The organism is Actinopolymorpha pittospori, assembly GCF_014873875.1.
Classification (GTDB): Bacteria; Actinomycetota; Actinomycetes; order Propionibacteriales; family Actinopolymorphaceae; genus Actinopolymorpha; species Actinopolymorpha pittospori.
Genome location: NZ_JADBEM010000001.1, coordinates 426,509 through 443,265, shown reverse-complemented (window position 1 = coordinate 443,265; position 16,757 = coordinate 426,509). Strand labels below are relative to the sequence as shown.

Below are 16,757 nucleotides of genomic sequence, written 5' to 3'. Positions count from 1 at the left end.
TGCGATCCGATGCCGACCCCACCGACGCCGCGCGCCAGCTCGGAGACCTCATCGAGGAGCTGCGAGCACCTCGCGGATGGCGTGCCGCGCGTAGTTCGCCGTCGCCGGGTTGGCGTCCTTGTAGTGCGGCAACACGATCAGCGCTTGGGACAGCACGCGCCCGCGGCCGCGGAGCCACGTCGCGTCGTCCACGTCCAGCGCCGCGCGGAACTCGTCGCGGAGGTTCGCGGGCAGCAGGTACCACACGGGGAACAGGTCGCACGCCGGATCGCCGACACCGCATGTCTCGAAGTCGAGCACCGCGGTCAGCCGGCCCTCCGCCGACACGAGCAGGTTGCTCGGCGTCAGGTCCGAGTGCACCCACACCTCGCGCCCGTCGTAGGGCGCCGCGAGCGACTCCTCCCACGACGCCGATGCTGCGCGAGTGTCGATCAGGCCGTCCAGCTCGTCGATCGCCTTCCGTGTCGAGGAGTCCATCGAGACCATCGGAGCGCGCGTCCGGCGCTCGCCCGGATACGCCGGCGGCCGGTCTGGCAGGTCGATCCGCCGGAACGCGTCGACGAACGCCGCGAGGTCCGTCGCCAGCCCACGCGGATCAACCAGCGCGCCGGGGGAGGGGTGCGTACCGGCGAGCCAGCGGTGGACGGACCACGTGCCCGGGAACGCGTCGGTGGGTGAGCCGATCGCCTCGACAGTAGGGATGGCCATAGGCAGGAACGGCGCGAGTGCCGCGAGTTTCGCCTGCTCCCGTTGGACTACGTCGGTGCCCGCGGGCCAGAGCGACAGCCGTACGGACAGGTCGGAACCGAGGCGGTAGATCGCGTTGCACAGTCCGCCGGAGTCGACCGGCTCCAGCGGCAACGCGGCCCACTGCGGGAACTGCGCGGCCACCAGCTCGCGGACGAGCGGTGTGTCGATGTCGGCCTGGTCGGCGTGGTTCTTGCGGGGGCTCACGAGGCCATCCGAACGGTCGGACCCGTCCGCTGTCAACGCGGTTTCGGATCGAGTGGTCCCACGTGACGGAGCCCGATTGGACCACGCATGCGGGCCTGACGCCGCTCACAGAGACGCCGTGCGGCGGGACGGAGGACGGCGGCCCGGCGGGGCATTGGAGTGGTCGTCCCCGTCGGGGCCGACGTTGATGATCGTGCTGTCAGCCATCGCGGTCGGGCCGCCCTCGGTCCCCGCTCATCGCTCTTGATCATCCGTTCAGACCAAGATCGCCAGTCAAGATATCCGGGACGAGCCTAGCCAAGTGGTCGAGTGGAACTGGTCAATGCACGTCCGCCTGGGTGCCACAGGACAAGGCAGGTCTTCCCTACCGTCCCCTTGATGAGCTGACCGGGGTGTAAGGGCAGGTGGATCACCGCAAAAGCATGGACGGTCCGTACGGTAGGGCTACCGTCGCGCCACCTTCGGATGCCCGCGATCATCGGTCGAGGGGCAGCGACAACTGACTCTGTTGGATGTCCACACGCCAGGTTGGCACCACGACTGCGGGCCTTGAAAGGGCAGTGCTAAGCCAACCGGATTTTCAACCGTTCATTCGAGCATTTCGAAGGGGCTTTCATGGAGAGTGCAGAGCACGCATGGATCGGTGACCAGATCGAGTTGGAGTTCGAATCGGACGTTGTACCGGCCAAGGGACTGCCGTTGTACACCGGGGCGGGACCCCTGACCTACGGGCAATGCATCGCCTTGGGAGGGGACTTCTATGGCGTTGTGGGCGCACCCATCAGCACGTCTCGCAATCCAGTGGCTGCCTTCACCGCCGCCTTCAAGGCCCTTACATCCTCATGGAAGGAGACACTTAAGATCCTCGAGATCATGGCAGAGGAGATCGTGGCAGTGGAGCGGGCCTTGGAAGCCGGCCGGGAGCCTTCGCTGGCGTATGCCGCTCTTGGCGACTCGCTTTCTGCAAGGTGGAACAGGTTGACCGGGGGAGGCTCCGCCATTTCGGACTTCTTCCCGCCGGGGCGCTACCTGTCGCTCGCTGCAGAGAACTGGGATCATTTCACAAATTACGCGATAGTGGCTTACCGGGCCGGGCACGCGGTCGCGATGCGCGAAGCCCGCGACGCGCGGGCTTCGGCCGGTGTAGATCCCGCGGCACGGAGGGCGCGACTCGCGCAAGCCTACGCGATGAATGCGTTTGCCGACCACTTCCTGACGGACCTGTTCTCGGCGGGCCACCTGCGGGCACCGCGCAAGGAATTGTACGACCAGGTCACGACGCCGTTCCCCGGCTACAGCGGAACTTTAGGCAGCCTTCTTGTGCGCTGCATGCACGATGAAGACTGCTACCACGGCCTGAAGGTGCACAACGCGGTCGGTGACTCCTGGACCGTGTATGGAGACAAGCGACTACTCGATTCGGTCAGCGGAGCGAACCGTGACATGGCCGTGCGCGCTGTCCAGGCATCCGCCGACGACGTGTGGAAGGCATATATGGGCGGCCCAGACCTCTACCGGGCGTTGGAGTTCATCCCGGACCTTGCCCGAGTCGGGGACGTGACGTCTAAGGAGAACTTCTCGCCGCTGTTCCGGCTGCAGGACGGCGTTGTCGCCCGGCGCAAGAATGTGGCCGACCGGCAGGACTACAGCTGGACGAAAGACTGGTGGGGCTGGTCTACCTACGCCCTGCTCGAGGGGACCCACGCATGGGAGCACGCGAAGTGCTACAGCTTCTCAACCGGGCAGTTCCTGGGGTGGCTGGGAGCTGGCTACAACAGTTACGTCTCTGTCGAAACGGACGAAAAGAATGCCCATGGCGTCCGGTGGGTTTTCAAGGACGGTGACCTGTACCTGAGGAAGGAAACGGAGGGGATTGATCGGGACCTAGGAGAGGGACATGACGGTTATGCCGACTGGGGGTTGGGTGGTGGTTATTATGAGCCCGTGCTGTACAACGAGGACCTGACGATCTCCTTGAAGTCAGCTCCGGAGCGTAAGCTCTATCTTGTCGGGGACAACCAGGTCCGCTGGTCGGACAAAGGCAAACCCGCGCCCGCAAGCCTCCTTCGCCTTGACCTTCCGCTTCATGCTCCGTCCATGTCCTGCTGAGTCTCACCCCGGCTCGCAGGCCATTTCTCATGCGGAAGTAGTAACGTGGTTCTGGCTGTGAGCCTTCCAGCCACCACCGTCGGAGTGCGGCCGATACCCGGCCGCGCCCCGGCAGTGGGCTCAGCCAGGCCAGACGGGCATTGTGTGAGTGACGCTCTCGCGACAGCAGGACACAACGGGGGCTGACCACGTTCATGGGATACGCCAGCCGGCTTGACACCCTTTTACCGCCAAGACCGGCTCCCGCAGTTCGGTTGCGTCACGGTGCCGGTCCCTGTTCGGCGCGGCGTTCAGCCCGGACCGGGCCGCCATTACGGACGGGATGGCACCGACCCACGCCGCCACCCTGCTCGGCCGGGGTCCGCCGCCCTTCCGGGGTCCGGGCCACCCGACGAGCACTCGCGGTCGAACTCTGTAGTGGCTGTCACCGACTCCCAAGTACGGCGCCGTCCGCAGGGTCGCCCACCGCGATCACCAGCTGGTCAGGAATCACTACGAGAACCGGGCCGTGACGCGACCCTACTGCCGTCTCCCACCGCGCCCGTTCCGACGCGCCGCAGCCCCGGCATCCAGGGTCTCCGTGAGCCTGACGCCGACCGCCTCGAGCTGTTTCCGGGCCTCGGTGGCGTCGATTCCGCGTTGGAGGATGAGGACGACGGTCTTGACGTCCCGGCCGGCCTGCTCCAAAGCCGCTTCGGCGACGTCGGGCGCGACGCCGGTGATCTTACTAACCATCCGGACCGCCCGCGCGATGAGCTTGTTGTTGCTGGTCTGCATCTCGACCATCAGATTTCCGTAGGTCTTGCCAAGCCGGACCATTGTGATGGTCGAGATCATGTTGAGGACGAGCTTCTGCGCGGTGCCGGCTCGCAGCCGGGTAGACCCGGCAACGACTTCCGCGCCCACGGAGACCTCGATGGGACGGTCGACCCGCGCCGACAACGGCGTGGCGGTGTTGCAGCTCACCCCCACTGGGCCGGGACCGGTCACGGTGAGCAGGGGGCTCCCCCGCGGCACCACCGCGAACGTACGAGCTGCGCATGCTGCGGCTGTGTCGGGCCCAGATCGAGGCGCAAATCCAGGCCGACACCCGACCGGCTCACCGGCGTTGAGGGCGAGGCTCCCAATGATCATGTTGGTAGGTTGAATGCACACCGAGGAACTCGTACTCAAGTCCTCCCCGCGTTCCGGGTGCCTGGTCGCCGCGAGCCATGAGGGTAAGGACCTCGGACGTGTCGTTCAACCGCTCCACCCGCGGAAGCCGCCCTGCCTCACTGCCGCGGGCGCGGACGACGGGCTTCCCGCGCACGTCCGGCCCGCGTGCGCAGCCGCTGCGCGGTAGGGCGCCGTCGCCCTGCGCCTCGCGCTGTGTCTGGCCGGCGGGAAGGAACTCGTATCCCACCACATGGAACTCGCCACCGAACTCGTCATACGTGCTTCAACCCAGGAGGCCCGGCCATGCAACCTCGTCCGGGACTTTCTTGCAAGGCAGCCGTGGTCAGCTGCCCACCGGAGCTGAGATCTCTGGTGACTGACGGGTGGCAGTTCAGAACTTCAGGTGTTAGATCTTTGGATGGTGAAGTCCATGATCCTCAAGACCTTTGATCACATCGCCGGAGAGATGCCGGAGAATCTCGTGGTGCTCGCAGACGGAACGATCTGCGCGACGCTGCTGGTGGCGGGCACCGTCTGGTTGTCCAGCGGTGAGCGCGGGTCGACTCATGGGGGACAGGCATGCGCGCTGGCTGGCACCTTGCCTCGTCAGTCGCGGCTTCGACCACGCAGGTTTCTCATGCTCGTCCTTGCGTTGCCGCTTGGGGCCGTCTGCCTGCTGTCGCCGCTGGTCATCCCGGCAGCCGTGATGGTGTCTGCGCCGCCGCCGACGGTGCCAGATGGGCTTGTCATTCTCATGCCGCCCGCCTCCACCGATGGTTCGCGCGTCGCCGGCCATCTGGCTATCCCTCTCGCCCGCCCCTCAGCCCCATCGACTCGGCGCCGACTTCGGATGCAACCGACTCGTGGGGAACCGCGTCGACGTACCCCCTGTGTGGGTCGGGGGCCGAGGCTTACGTCGCGAGCTGCCCTGTCTTGCGGGCTCTCCGCGATGAGTTTGGCGGTGTCTGGGCCGCTGATCCGTTCCGAGGTGTAGAGCTCAGGCGCGTAGACGATGCTTCGGGGCTCGGCGCCTGGCGGGCCCCTGCGTGCGCGTCGGTCAGGTAGGTGGTCGGGGGATACAGGTCCGACCTCTAGGGTTGGCGGGCTGGGCTGACGCAGGGTCGGTCCGCGACGTAGGAGGAGATCCGTCATGTTCGCCACCATCGCCAAGGCAGCCGCGGCCGCGACATGCGGCTTACTGATGGCCGCCACACCGATGCTCGCCGGACCGGCACAGGCCAGGGTCGCGCCCAGTGGCCCGCAGGCGGCGTACACCTACGAGTGGAACGAGGCCGTGAAGTCGGGCGCGCCGTTGTACTACCACGGCTACTACTGCAACGGGACGACCGGCGCGACGGCGTGCTTCGATCCTGTCGGCGACGTCATCTACGTCAAGGACATCAAGGCCGACGGCTATTCGGCCGTCATGCGTTGGTACACCGACTACGGACGCTGGGGCACCTGCCGCAACGCACACGGGAACGGCACCTGGGCCAAGTGCAACAAGGACTTCGCGGAGGGCCACCAGATCACCTGGCGGGCCACCCGGTACAACGGCAACACCGGCAAGTGGGTCGCCCCGGAGTCCAACACCTTCACCATGGGCACCTCCGGATGACCTGACGTGCACTCAGTCCGAGGCCCCCGGCGTCGCCGCGCTGGGGGCCTCGTCGTGTCAGCGCCGGTCAGTGTTCGGGCCAGCGAGATGACGGACCATCCGGGCGAGTTGCTCGCCACACCATCGAAGATCTGCTGCGCCCGCACCAACCGCCAATGCTCCATGTCGGCCCGAGCGACCGCCAGACGGTCCAGAAGCCCCCTGCGGTGCCTGCTCCCCGGGTCTCCCTGCGCCTGGTCGAAACGCTCGAGCTCACGCTCGCCTCGCCGAACCTCAGCCTCGAGCCGCTCGATCCGGTTGGCCACCGTCACCGGGTTATGCCGAGCCCCAGACGCCGCGGCCGCCGTCCCGGCCGCCGCCCGCGCCCGCGCGGCGCGCTCCTGGTGCTCGATGCTGGCATCGATGTGAGAACGGATCCGCTCGGCGTCCCGCTCTGCCCGCCGCTGCGAGTGATGACCGACCAGAATCGGCTGACCAAAGGGGGATGTGATCGGCGATTCCAACGGTAAGCAGCGTGCCGCGCCTCCGCCCGCGCCTGCTCCGCCTCTCGGCGCGCCCGGTCAGCCGCCTGGCCCGGTCCTGGGCCCTCTGCCCCCGCCGCACCTCGGCCTCCTCACGGTCCCCGACGGTCGCGTCAATCGACACCCCGACGGCTGACCGCCTCGAACGCGGACTCTGTGAGACCCGGCGACGAGGGGAATCTCTGGCTCAACCACGCGTGCGGGTGGCTCCTCTTCCGCAGATCTACGTGCCACACGTGGCGGCCACGTCTCGGTGATACCCCCACTGGTTCACTCGGCGCAGCAGCGGGCATTCGGGGTCGCCGTAGCTTCCAGCACAAAAGCAACGATTGGAGTTCCGCGCCTGGATCAGGCTGCGGTGGCGCGGTGGCGTTCGAGGACCCGGTACACGGTGGCGCGGGAGACGGTGAACAGCTCGGCGAGGTCGGCCTTGGAGTACTCGCCGGTGTCGTGCATCGGTACCAGCTCGCGTTGCTGCCGGGTGGTGAGCTTCGGCTGCTTGCCGCGCAGCTTGCCCTTCGCGCGGGGGACGGCCATCCCTTCGCGGGTGCGGAGCCGGAGTAGGTCGACCTCGAATTCGGCGAAGGTGGCGAGGATGTTGAAGAACATCTTGCCAAGCGGGTCGGCGGGGTCGTAGATGGTGCCGCCGAGGGAGAGCCGTACGCCGCGGTCCACGAGGGAGTCGCCGATGTCGCGGGCGTCGGGGACGGACCGGGCGAGCCGGTCGAGCTTCGGCACGGCGAGGGTGTCGCCGGCCCGGACGGCGGCGAGGGCCTGGTCGAGGCCAGGCCGGCGACGGTTGGTGCCAGTCAGCCCCTTGTCCAGGTAGATCCGGTCGGCGGCGACGCCGAGTCCGGCGAGAGTCTGGCGCTGGGCGGTGAGGTCCTGGGCGTCGGTGGAGCAGCGGGCGCACCCGATCGGCGTGGCGGTCATGTCCGGCAGCGTACGAATAGCCCCCGACAACTGAGACGATCACCGGACGGGGTAAATGAGACGGCGCCCGTGCTGGTCGACGCCGGCCGCGGTTTGCCACGCCGGGTGTCCGTTGGGGGTTCCTCTTACGGACACCCCGCGAAGGAATCGTTAACGGCTGCACCAGTCGCTCGCCCGAGATCACCGCGTTCGCGGTAGAAGCTGGAGAGACATCGAGGAGCTGGCCTGCCGCCTGGCAGGCATGCCGCATCAGGCGTTTGCACAGAAGACTTTGGCGACGAGCCCGACCTGTGAACGCCTGAAACAGCGTCCGCAACGATTGCCAGACGGCCCCGGACGAGGGACGGGTCGCTCACGTGAGGCTGTCTTTCCATGCAGCGTGTAGGTCTGCGAACCTCCCTCGCCTGTCGATGAGTTCGTCGGGCGTGCCGTCTTCGATGATGCGCCCGTCGGCCATCACCAGCACCCGGTCGGCGATGCGGACCGTTGAGAGGCGGTGTGCGATGACCAGGGCTGTGCGCCCCTCCAATACCGTGCTCATGGCGTGTTGGACGAGCCCTTCGCCCGGGATGTCGAGGGAGGATGTGGCCTCGTCGAGGATCACCACACTCGGATCGGCGAGCAAGACGCGGGCGAGTGCTACCAGTTGCCGCTGCCCCGCGGAGATGAGGGTGCCGCGGGTGCGGACGTCGGTGTCGTAGCCGTCTGGCAGCGCACTGATGAAGTCGTGTGCGCCGATCGCTTGTGCCACCCGTTCGATGTCTTCCCGGTCGGCTTCGGGGCGGCCGATCGCGATGTTGTCGGCGATGGTTCCGGAGAAGATGAAGGCGTCTTGGGTCACCATCACGACGCTGCGTCGCAGTTCAGCCGTGGCGAGGTGACGCAGATCTACGCCGTCGAGGAGGACGCGGCCGGGTGAGGGGTCGTGGAATCGGGCCAGCAGCTTGGCCAGCGTTGATTTCCCGGCGCCGGTCGCTCCGACAACGGCCACAGTCTTGCCGGGAGCGAGACAGAGGTCGAAGCGGGGCAGGACCTCGCCGCCGGTGCGGTAGGTGAAGGCCACGTTCTCGAAGACGACCTGGCGGCCGCGTCGACCGGGGGCTTTCGCCGGCAGCTGTTGGGGCGCGTCGGGCTCGGGGACCGAAGGCCGCTGTGCCAGCAGGGCCGCGATCTTCTCCAGGGAGGCGACCGCTGACTGGTAGGCGTCCAGCACGCCTCCGAGTTTGAGTGGATCGTCATACAGACGGCGCAGGTAGAGAACCGCGGCGGCGAAGACACCGAGTTCCAGGCTGTGGGAGGCGACACGGTAGGCACCCCACATGACGAGGAGCGCGATGTCGGCGTTGGCGATGAGTCGAGACGATGTCGCGTACCGGCCCATCTCCAGGGCGGCGTCACCGTTGACGTGCGCGTGTTGACGATTGATCCGTCTGAAGGACTCGTCGTTGCACCTTTCCAGCCGGAAGGTCTGCACCGCACGGATGTTGTGAAAGGTCTCAGTGAACTTCCTGGTGACCGTGGCCATCACGCTTGAGCGTGCGCGATAGACGCGCGCGGCGCGGCGGCGGAAGGACCGGACGGCCAGGTACAGCGGCCCTCCCACAGCCACCGCAGCCAGGCCCAGTTGCCAGTCGAGGTACAGCAGTAGGCCGGTGATGTAGACCGTTGTCAGCACGGCGCTAACGATGTCCTCCAGTCCTTTGGTGAGCAGGCTGCGGAGCGCTCCGACGTCGCTGGTGGCCCTGGAGGTGAGCCGGCCGGAGGTGTACCGCTCGTGGAAGTCGATGCTCAGCGCCTGGGAGTGGCGGAAGATGCTCCCGAGGAGGTCGAGGATCACGTCTTGGCCCACGCGTGCCGAAAGGCGGACGTATCGGTGCTGCAGCGCCGCCGAGCCTGCCGCGACCAGCAGGTAGCCTAGGCAGACGGCCAGTATCGGGCCGCGATCGTTGTTCCGCAGAGCCGAAACCGCCTGGTCGATCGTGTACGCGACGAGCAGCGGGCTCACCTGCGAGATCCCCCGCTGAAGGATCAGCACGGAGTCCATCCTGGGCGAAGGGATCGGCCAAGGCCGGTCACCGCGACGCGGCGCCGCGGCAGCCAGCGCCGATTCTTTCTGCTCGCCCGTGGCGCCCGGGTGGGCGTCAGCCGCCTGAGAGGTCGTTAGCGAGGAACTCATGATGTCTTCCCACCTTCCCCACGGCTGGCCGCCGGCGGCGTCGTCAGGGGCTCGAGACCGGACATGAGCCAGGCGCATTCGGCGTTCGTCTTCAACAGCTCCTGATGCGTGCCGACGGCGGTGATCCGGCCCTGCGTGAGCAGGCCGACTCGGTCGGCGAGGAGGACGGTCGAGGGGCGGTGGGCGACGATCAGCGCGGTCGTCGTGCCGAGCACCTCACGCAACGCGGCTTCGACCGCGGCCTCGGTGTGGATGTCCAGAGCCGACAGGGGATCGTCCAGGACGAGCAGGCGTGGCCGGCCGATGACGGCGCGGGCCAGGGCGAGCCGATGACGCTGGCCGCCGGAGAGGGTCAGCCCCTGCTCGCCCACCATCGTGTCCGGCCCGTTGGAAAGCAGGGGGACGAAGCCGTCGGCCTGCGCCACCCGAAGCGCCCGCGCGACGTCGGCGTCGGTCGCCGTCTCCGCGCCCATGGCCACGTTCTCGGCGATCGTCGCGGAGAAAAGCGCCGAGTCCTCGAAGGCGACGGCGATACAGCCGCGCAGCTCGGCCCGCGGCATGTCGGCGATGTCCCGGCCGTCAAGCGTGATGCGCCCTCCGGTTGGCTCGTACAGCCGCGGCACCAGGCTGGTGAGGGTCGTCTTGCCGCTGCCGGTCGCTCCAACCAGGGCCAGGGTCTCCCCCGGAGCGACGTGCAGGTCGACGCCGCGCAAGACGGCGGGAGCATTGGGGTAACCGAACTCCACCTTCTCGAACGTCAGTCCGGCAGGTCCCGGTTCAGTCGTCGGCCGTCGGGTAGGCGTGGGCTCGAGTTCGGGCAGCATCGGGACTGCCATGACGTCCAGGTAGCGGTCGGCGGCGGTCGCCGCCTCATGACTCAGGGCGAGCAACGAGCCCGTCGACTCCACCACCGGCCGCAGGACCAGGGCCGTCGCCAAGGACGCCAGCAAGGTACCCAGCGATAGCGTCCCATCGGCCACCTGGTAGGCCCCCAACAAGCGTCGCCCCGACCGCGATCTCCGGTAACGCCACGAACTGGGCTGACACGCCAGCCAGCAGGCGAGCCTTGTGAAGCTCGGCACCACGGAGACCCGGCGGGCCAGCTCCCAGAACGCGTAAGCCTGGCTCTCATGCGGCCGAAGCCCTTGATGACGCGGATGCCCATGACGGATTCTTCGATGACCGTAGTCAGGTTGCCGCTGTGGTCCTGGGCCTGGCGCGAGGCCAGCGCGTAACGGGCCTCGAAGAACGAGCTCACCACCATCAGCGGCACGGCCGGTGCCAGCAACACCAGCCCGAGTGTCCACTGCTGGGACAGCAGGATGAGGCAGCCGACGAGGATCGTCGTGGCGTTGACCACAAGAAACGTCAGGGGGAGCACCAGGAAGACGTGAATCAGGCCCAGGTCTGACGTGGCGCGGGAGAGGAGTTGGCCTGATGACCACCGGTCGTGGAAGGAGATCGGCAGCCGTTGCACGTGGTAGTACAGCGCCTCCCGCATCGACGCCTCGACCTCAGCCAGTGGTCGCGCGACCAGCCAGCGCCGCACGCCGAAGATGGCCGCCTCGGCGGCCCCAACAGCAACAACGCCAAACCGCCCCACCACACACCGGACAGATCACCGCCTGTAAGTGGGCCATCTGCCATCCACTTCAGCACCAACGGCATGCCGAGCCCGAGACGCGAGGCAGTAGTCGCCAGAAGGGAGGCGAAGAGAAGACGCAGACGTACGGGCCGCACGTACGGCCATAGACACAACAGAGAACGCAGAGTCGAGCGTTCGCGCACAGCAGAGATCTCCTGAACAGGATGCGCCTACCGGGCACGAGTGAACAACGACCCAGCCGGCAGGCGGAACGAAGTGGGCAATCAAAGAAGGCGCAAGGAGGTACGCCCAACACGTGTTGCAGTCATCGGCGACACCTCCATCCACTTCGCTGATCGTTCAGCCCTTCGCTGAGCGCTGGCCGCAGCATACCTCCGTGACGGGGGCACGCATGGGGGCGACCAGCGCACATCGAAACGCACGAAAGCCGGGTCCAGACCGTTCGCGGTCGGGTAGCACTCCCGTCGGCGCGATCTGGGTTGTGATAACGGCTCAGAATTCCGAGCGTCGGGCCTGAGTCGCGGCGCTCAAGCGACCAAGATCGCGCAAGAAGCTGGCGTTGCCAGTGTGAAGCTGGTTACCTCCAGCAGGCTCCCTCGTCGCAGCACAGGGTGCTCTCGCTCCTGCCCGTCGCGAACGTCCGGTTAGGGATCCCCTATCGGACACCAGCAAACTCGGCCCATCCGATCACTGAGTGCGCGGAGCGGGGGTCAGAGGATCGCCGAGGACATCGGGACCTCGAGACCGATAGAGCCCAGGATTCGGGGACCTGTCGACGCGAGAAGTCCGTCCGGGACGCGGCGGTCTGGGTCAGTCGCCCTCGCCAATCCATCGACCTCGTATCGTGCTGGCCGGACACAGATCGCCCTGGTGCTACGACTGCGCAGGCGGGGAGGGGACACGGAGATGGAAGCAGCTGAGGCGCGGCGTGCGGTGGCTGCGGCGATGTCGACCGCCTCAGAACTCGACTTGGCCGTCGACGACGCGATCGTTCTCAGCGACTCCAACCGACTCGTCATCCGCCTGAGGCCATGCGACATCGTCGCCCGAATCACGCCCATGACGCATTTCGCAAGCGCAGAGCGAGAAGTTGAACTCGTGAGACGGCTAGCGCAGACGGACAGCCCGGTCGCCGCGCTCGAGGCTCGGGTCGAACCACGCGTCTTCGTGCATGACGGCTTCAAGATCGCCATGTGGGCCTACTTCGAACCTGTGCAGTCTCGAATGCTTCCGCGAGCCGAGTACGCGCAGGCGCTCGCATGTCTTCATGCCGGCCTGCGGCGGATCGAGGTCACGACGACGGACCGGGCGCTGCTCGCCAACACGCTGCGCGATCTGGGGCGATCAATCGTCAACCGGCGCGCCCCCGAACAGCTGCTGCACGGCGAGCCGCACCCGGGGAACATCCTCAACACGAAGAACGGGCGCCACGCAACCCCTGCCGCCAGCCGAACGACCCTTACCTCGGCGTACCTTCTTCCAACCCGACAAACCCTTGCTACGCTTCACCTACGGAGTGCCTTTCTGCAAGAAAGATCGTCGTCCTCAAACACCGATTCTTCCTTACAGACAAGGCACTCCGCCGCATTTAGACCCCGTGCCGCCGACCCACGTGAATAGCCGAGGCTAGTACTACAGAGACACTTGTTTGAGCGACCTGCGACGACGCCGCGTGCGGCCGTTCGGCGGCGAACCCGGGACCTGCGGATTCCTCATGATCAACAACTAACTGTTCCTGTAGTACTAGTGTCGCCCGCCGGAAATTCGTGCGATATATCGGGCGAGAGAATTGAGGATCTCCTCGGCTGTCTTGGTCCAGACGAACGGTTTCGGGTCGGTGTTCCAGGTTTTGATCCAGGCGCGGATGTCTTTTTCCAGCGCTTGAACGCTCTTGTGGACGCTACAGCCGGAGATCCTCAGCAACCTGCTTGTTCGTCACACCCGATGCACACGCGAGAACGATTCGCGACCGCAATGCCAACGCCTGCGACGACTTCGACCGTCGCGACCACCGCGTCAACGTCGCACGCTCCACCTCGGTCAAAACCAACTCAGCCTTCGGCCGCCCAGTCCTCGCCACCCACCCAGCATAGACTTACCGCACGAATTTCCGGCGGACGACACTAGTGGTTCGTCGCCGATTTGATCTGGGACAGGGCGGCCCGTCCGCGTTGCACTTTCTCTGTGATGGATTCTGCGGTGGGCTTCCAGATGAAGGGTTTGGGGTCGTCGTTCCAGCGTTGTGCCCAGACGGTTATGGCATCGGTGAGGTCGGCGACGCTGGTGAATCGTCCCCGGCGCAGCCGCTTGTCGGTGGGTTCTTTGAACCAACGTTCGACGAGGTTGAGCCACGAACTCGATGTCGGGGTGAAGTGCAGGTGCCAGCGGCGCCGGTCCTTGTGTGCCAGCCACTTGGTGATCTCGGGGGCACTGTGCGCGGAGAGGTTGTCGAGGACCACGTGGATACCCAGTCCGCGCGGTACCGAGGCGTCGATCTGTTTGAAGAACCGCAGCACGTCCTTGCCGGCATGGCCTTTGCGTAGGTCGGTGAGGACTTCACCGGTGGCGATGTTCATCGCGGCGAACAGGTCGATCGTGCCATGGCGCTTGTAGTCATGGGTCATCGTGCCGGCGCGGCCAGGCTTGAGCGGCAGGCTCGGTTGGGTGCGGTCCAGGGCCTGGCACTGGGTCTTCTCGTCGTAGCTGAACACCACCGCCCGGGCCGGAGGGTTCAGATACAGGCCCACCACGTCAACGAGCTTCTCCTCAAACCGCGGGTCGTTGCTGACCTTGAACGTGGCGACTTTCCACGGCTTGAGGTCATGGTCTGCCCAGATCCGGGCGACTGCGTCCTTGCCAATCCCGACCCGCCGCGCCATCGAGCGTGTCGTCCAATGCGTGGCATCCGGCGGCGTCTGCGTCATCGTCAACCGCACCACCTCGGCCACAGCACCTTCCGGCAACGAGGGCTTACGACCGCGGCCCTTCGCTATCACACCAACACCAGCCGGACCCTTCTCGGCATAGCGCCTCCGCCACCGACGCACCGTGTCGGAATCGACTCCGAACCTGCGTGCGATCTCCTCGTTCGCCACCCCGTCCGCAGCCAACAGCAGCGCCCTCGCCTGCACCACCTTCCGGTGCGACAGCACCGTCGAGGTCGCCATCCGGGTCAGCTCAACACGCTGCTCCTCACTTACCGGCAACGCCGGCGCACTCCTGATCGGCATGCCTCATACTACCGCACTATTTCGCAGACGGACTAGGCCACCGCAGGCCCACACAGCAGCCTGAGGGCATGAGCAGATACGACGTCGTGGTCATCGGCGGAGGCGCCGCTGGCTTGTCCGCAGCCCTGGTCCTGTCCCGCGCCCGCCGGGCCGTCCTGGTGGTCGAGGCAGGAAGAGCCGAAGTCGTGGGCTACGGCGGCGAGGTGGTCACCGGGACCGTCAGCGAGATCCTGGCAGACGGGCCTCGTGGCTTCTGGGTCCTCCTGGACGACGGGCAGCGGATCTCGACCGTCAGCGGTAGTGTGAGAACGACAAAGTCCGGTCAGTGACTCCGGCTCGAGGACCTCGCCTCGGCACCGCTCCTGGCTCCCAGTTCGGGATCGCCATGAGTTCACCCGCCCACCTCCCCGCCACCGTCGGTCCCTGCGGCCAGCTCGCAGCGCACACCCCTGCAACCGCACGGACGCCGCCCACCTGCGCCTCATGCCCGGCATCACCACCAGCAGCCCGGGAACACCCGGGGTCACCGGCGTAGTGCCGGGACCACGCTGACCGCCCATGTCGCATCGCGACTCAACCCAACAACGCAGGATCGCTGACCCGCAGAGGACCCACCATGACGACAACGCCCACACCAACTCCCGGGACCGTGACGACGATGCGGGCCATCACCTACGAGGAGTTCGGATCGGCCGACGTGCTGGGCCTGACGGACATCGCCCGACCGGTGCCCTCGGAGAACGAGGTGCTGGTGCGTGTGCACGCCGCGGGTGTGGAACGGGGTGCCTGGCACATGATGACGGGCCGGCCGTACCTCGGGCGCCTCGCGTTCGGACTGCGGACACCGAGGAACCCCGTGCTGGGCACCGAGGTCGCCGGGACGGTCGACGCCGTCGGCTCCGCAGTGACCCGGTTCGCGGTCGGCGACGCGGTGTACGGGTTCGCGGCGGGCTCCTTCGCCGAGTACGCCGTCGCTCGTGAGGACAGGCTCGCTGCGAAGCCGAGCAACCTGACCTTCGAGCAGGCCGCGGCTGTGCCGGTCTCGGGTGCCACCGCGCTGCAAGCGCTCACCGACGTAGGCCGCCTCAGCCAGGGACAGACGGTGCTCGTCCTCGGCGCCTCCGGCGGTGTCGGGAGCTACACCGTGCAGATCGCCAAGGCCCTCGGAGCAGAAGTGACCGGTGTGGCCAGCACCCACAAGCTCGACCTGGTGCGTTCCCTGGGAGCCGACCACGTCCTGGATTACACCCGTGACGACTTCGCGAGCAGTGGGCGGCGCTACGACCTGGTGGTCGACATCGCCGGCAACCCCACCTTGTCCCGTCTGCGCCGAGCGCTCACCCCGTCCGGTACGGCGGTGATCACCGGCGGCGAGCTAGGCGGTCCGTTCTCCGGCGGCATGAACCGTCAGCTTCGGGCCCTGGCGCTCTCACCGTTCCTGCGCCAACGGCTCACCATGTTCATCGCCAAGCAGCGCGCCAGCGATCTGGAACGACTGAGCGCCCTCATCCGGACGGGGCAGGTCACCCCCAGCGTCGAACGGACTTACCCGTTACGCGAGGCCGCGGACGCCCTCCGCCACCTCGAGAGTGGCGACGTCCGAGGGAAGGTCGTCATCAGCATCGGAGCAAGCGCCGCCGAGCAGGAGCCGTGCCACACCTCAGGGAACCAGGACCGCCCATGATCACCATCGTGCGACTCACGAAGAAGTACGGGACCACACTGGCGGTCGACGACGTCAGCTTCACCGCCGAAGCAGGCCGGGTCACCGGCTTCCTCGGACCGAACGGGGCGGGGAAGTCGACCACCCTGCGGATCATGGTCGGGCTCACCCGGCCCGACACCGGCAGCGCCACCATCTCCGGACGCACCTACGTGGACCTCCCCAACCCGGGACTCGAGGTCGGCGTCCTGCTGGACGCCTCGGCCCAGCACGCCGGCCGCACCGGCCGGGAGATCCTCACCCTGGCGCAGCAGTTCATGGGACTGCCGCGGGCTCGGGTGGAGGAGATGCTGGAGACCGTCAGCCTCACCCCCACCGAGGCGTCGCGTCGCGTCGGTGACTACTCCCTCGGCATGCGCCAACGCCTCGGCATCGCCACCGCCCTGATCGGTGACCCCGAAGTACTGATTCTCGACGAGCCCGCCAACGGCCTGGACCCCGCCGGGATCCGGTGGATGCGCGACCTGCTCCGGGGCTACGCCGACCGCGGCGGCACCGTCCTGCTCTCCTCGCACCTGCTGCACGAGATCGAGGTCATCGCCGACGACATCGTGATGATCGGGCTGGGCCGAATCGTGTCCATGGGCACCAAGACCGAGCTGCTGCACGAGGCCGGCACCGTGGTCCGCGCCGCCGACCTCCTCGCCCTCTAGCTCGCCCTGACCGCCGGCGGCCTGAGCGTCACCCACCTGGGCGGCGGGGCACTGTGCATCGACGCGGACCCCGCGCTGG

13 protein-coding genes and 2 pseudogenes are annotated in these 16,757 nt (G+C 67.0%); 6 read left to right on the top strand and 9 right to left on the bottom strand.

The window, feature by feature from the left end; translation table 11 throughout:
- Positions 1-48: 48 nt before the first annotated feature.
- A complete protein-coding gene (locus HEB94_RS02135; protein WP_192748388.1) occupies positions 49-954 on the bottom strand; it encodes a phosphotransferase in 906 nt (301 codons plus the stop codon).
- A 615-nt stretch (positions 955-1,569) separates the two neighbouring features.
- On the opposite strand from HEB94_RS02135, the gene HEB94_RS02130 reads away from it, so the two are divergent.
- The gene (locus HEB94_RS02130; protein ID WP_192748387.1) at positions 1,570-3,063 is read left to right on the top strand and encodes a hypothetical protein; all 1,494 of its coding nucleotides are present in this window, start codon (positions 1,570-1,572) and stop codon (positions 3,061-3,063) included.
- A gap of 519 nt (positions 3,064-3,582) precedes the next feature.
- Here the strand turns inward: HEB94_RS02130 and HEB94_RS02125 are convergent.
- Positions 3,583-4,080: an N-acetylmuramic acid 6-phosphate etherase family protein gene (locus HEB94_RS02125; protein ID WP_192748386.1), complete on the bottom strand. Its 498-nt coding sequence runs from the start codon at positions 4,078-4,080 to the stop codon at positions 3,583-3,585.
- A 1,288-nt stretch (positions 4,081-5,368) separates the two neighbouring features.
- Here HEB94_RS02125 and HEB94_RS50060 point away from each other — a divergent pair.
- Positions 5,369-5,836 carry a hypothetical protein gene (locus HEB94_RS50060; protein ID WP_238361389.1) on the top strand — a complete coding sequence of 156 codons (468 nt, stop codon included), beginning with the start codon at positions 5,369-5,371 and terminating at the stop codon, positions 5,834-5,836.
- A 263-nt stretch (positions 5,837-6,099) separates the two neighbouring features.
- On the opposite strand, the pseudogene HEB94_RS54195 reads toward HEB94_RS50060, so the two are convergent.
- The 5 genes and pseudogenes from HEB94_RS54195 to HEB94_RS54190 form a co-directional block, all read right to left on the bottom strand.
- A pseudogene (locus HEB94_RS54195) lies at positions 6,100-6,339 on the bottom strand (DUF3560 domain-containing protein); the annotation flags it as partial.
- A gap of 366 nt (positions 6,340-6,705) precedes the next feature.
- Complete coding sequence (locus HEB94_RS02115; RefSeq protein ID WP_192748384.1) at positions 6,706-7,290, bottom strand: recombinase family protein; 585 nt, start codon at positions 7,288-7,290, stop codon at positions 6,706-6,708.
- A gap of 352 nt (positions 7,291-7,642) precedes the next feature.
- Positions 7,643-9,325 carry an ABC transporter transmembrane domain-containing protein gene (locus HEB94_RS02110; RefSeq protein WP_202896062.1) on the bottom strand — a complete coding sequence of 561 codons (1,683 nt, stop codon included), beginning with the start codon at positions 9,323-9,325 and terminating at the stop codon, positions 7,643-7,645.
- A 137-nt stretch (positions 9,326-9,462) separates the two neighbouring features.
- Positions 9,463-10,404 carry an ABC transporter ATP-binding protein gene (locus HEB94_RS02105; protein ID WP_202896061.1) on the bottom strand — a complete coding sequence of 314 codons (942 nt, stop codon included), beginning with the start codon at positions 10,402-10,404 and terminating at the stop codon, positions 9,463-9,465.
- Complete coding sequence (locus tag HEB94_RS54190) at positions 10,344-11,069, bottom strand: ABC transporter transmembrane domain-containing protein (protein ID WP_202896060.1); 726 nt, start codon at positions 11,067-11,069, stop codon at positions 10,344-10,346. Before HEB94_RS54190 ends, HEB94_RS02105 begins: the two co-directional genes overlap by 61 nt.
- A gap of 936 nt (positions 11,070-12,005) precedes the next feature.
- Here HEB94_RS54190 and HEB94_RS02095 point away from each other — a divergent pair.
- Positions 12,006-12,692, top strand: a complete 687-nt coding sequence (locus tag HEB94_RS02095; protein ID WP_192748382.1) for a hypothetical protein — start codon at positions 12,006-12,008, stop codon at positions 12,690-12,692.
- 123 nt (positions 12,693-12,815) lie between these two features.
- Here HEB94_RS02095 and HEB94_RS50055 read toward each other — a convergent pair.
- Both HEB94_RS50055 and HEB94_RS02090 read right to left on the bottom strand, forming a co-directional pair.
- Positions 12,816-12,974 (bottom strand): annotated as a pseudogene (locus HEB94_RS50055) (IS630 family transposase); the annotation flags it as partial.
- 221 nt (positions 12,975-13,195) lie between these two features.
- On the bottom strand, positions 13,196-14,302 hold the full coding sequence (locus HEB94_RS02090; RefSeq protein WP_192748381.1) for an IS630 family transposase: 1,107 nt from the start codon (positions 14,300-14,302) through the stop codon (positions 13,196-13,198).
- A 68-nt stretch (positions 14,303-14,370) separates the two neighbouring features.
- On the opposite strand from HEB94_RS02090, the gene HEB94_RS02085 reads away from it, so the two are divergent.
- From HEB94_RS02085 to HEB94_RS02075, 3 genes are all read left to right on the top strand, one after another.
- Positions 14,371-14,631 carry an FAD-dependent oxidoreductase gene (locus tag HEB94_RS02085; RefSeq protein ID WP_192748380.1) on the top strand — a complete coding sequence of 87 codons (261 nt, stop codon included), beginning with the start codon at positions 14,371-14,373 and terminating at the stop codon, positions 14,629-14,631.
- Positions 14,632-14,918: 287 nt separating this feature from the next.
- Positions 14,919-15,986: an NAD(P)-dependent alcohol dehydrogenase gene (locus tag HEB94_RS02080; RefSeq protein WP_238361387.1), complete on the top strand. Its 1,068-nt coding sequence runs from the start codon at positions 14,919-14,921 to the stop codon at positions 15,984-15,986.
- Positions 15,983-16,678, top strand: coding sequence for an ABC transporter ATP-binding protein (locus tag HEB94_RS02075; RefSeq protein WP_238361386.1), 696 nt, complete (start codon positions 15,983-15,985; stop codon positions 16,676-16,678). The genes HEB94_RS02080 and HEB94_RS02075 overlap by 4 nt, the downstream gene beginning before the upstream one ends.
- Positions 16,679-16,757: the final 79 nt, after the last annotated feature.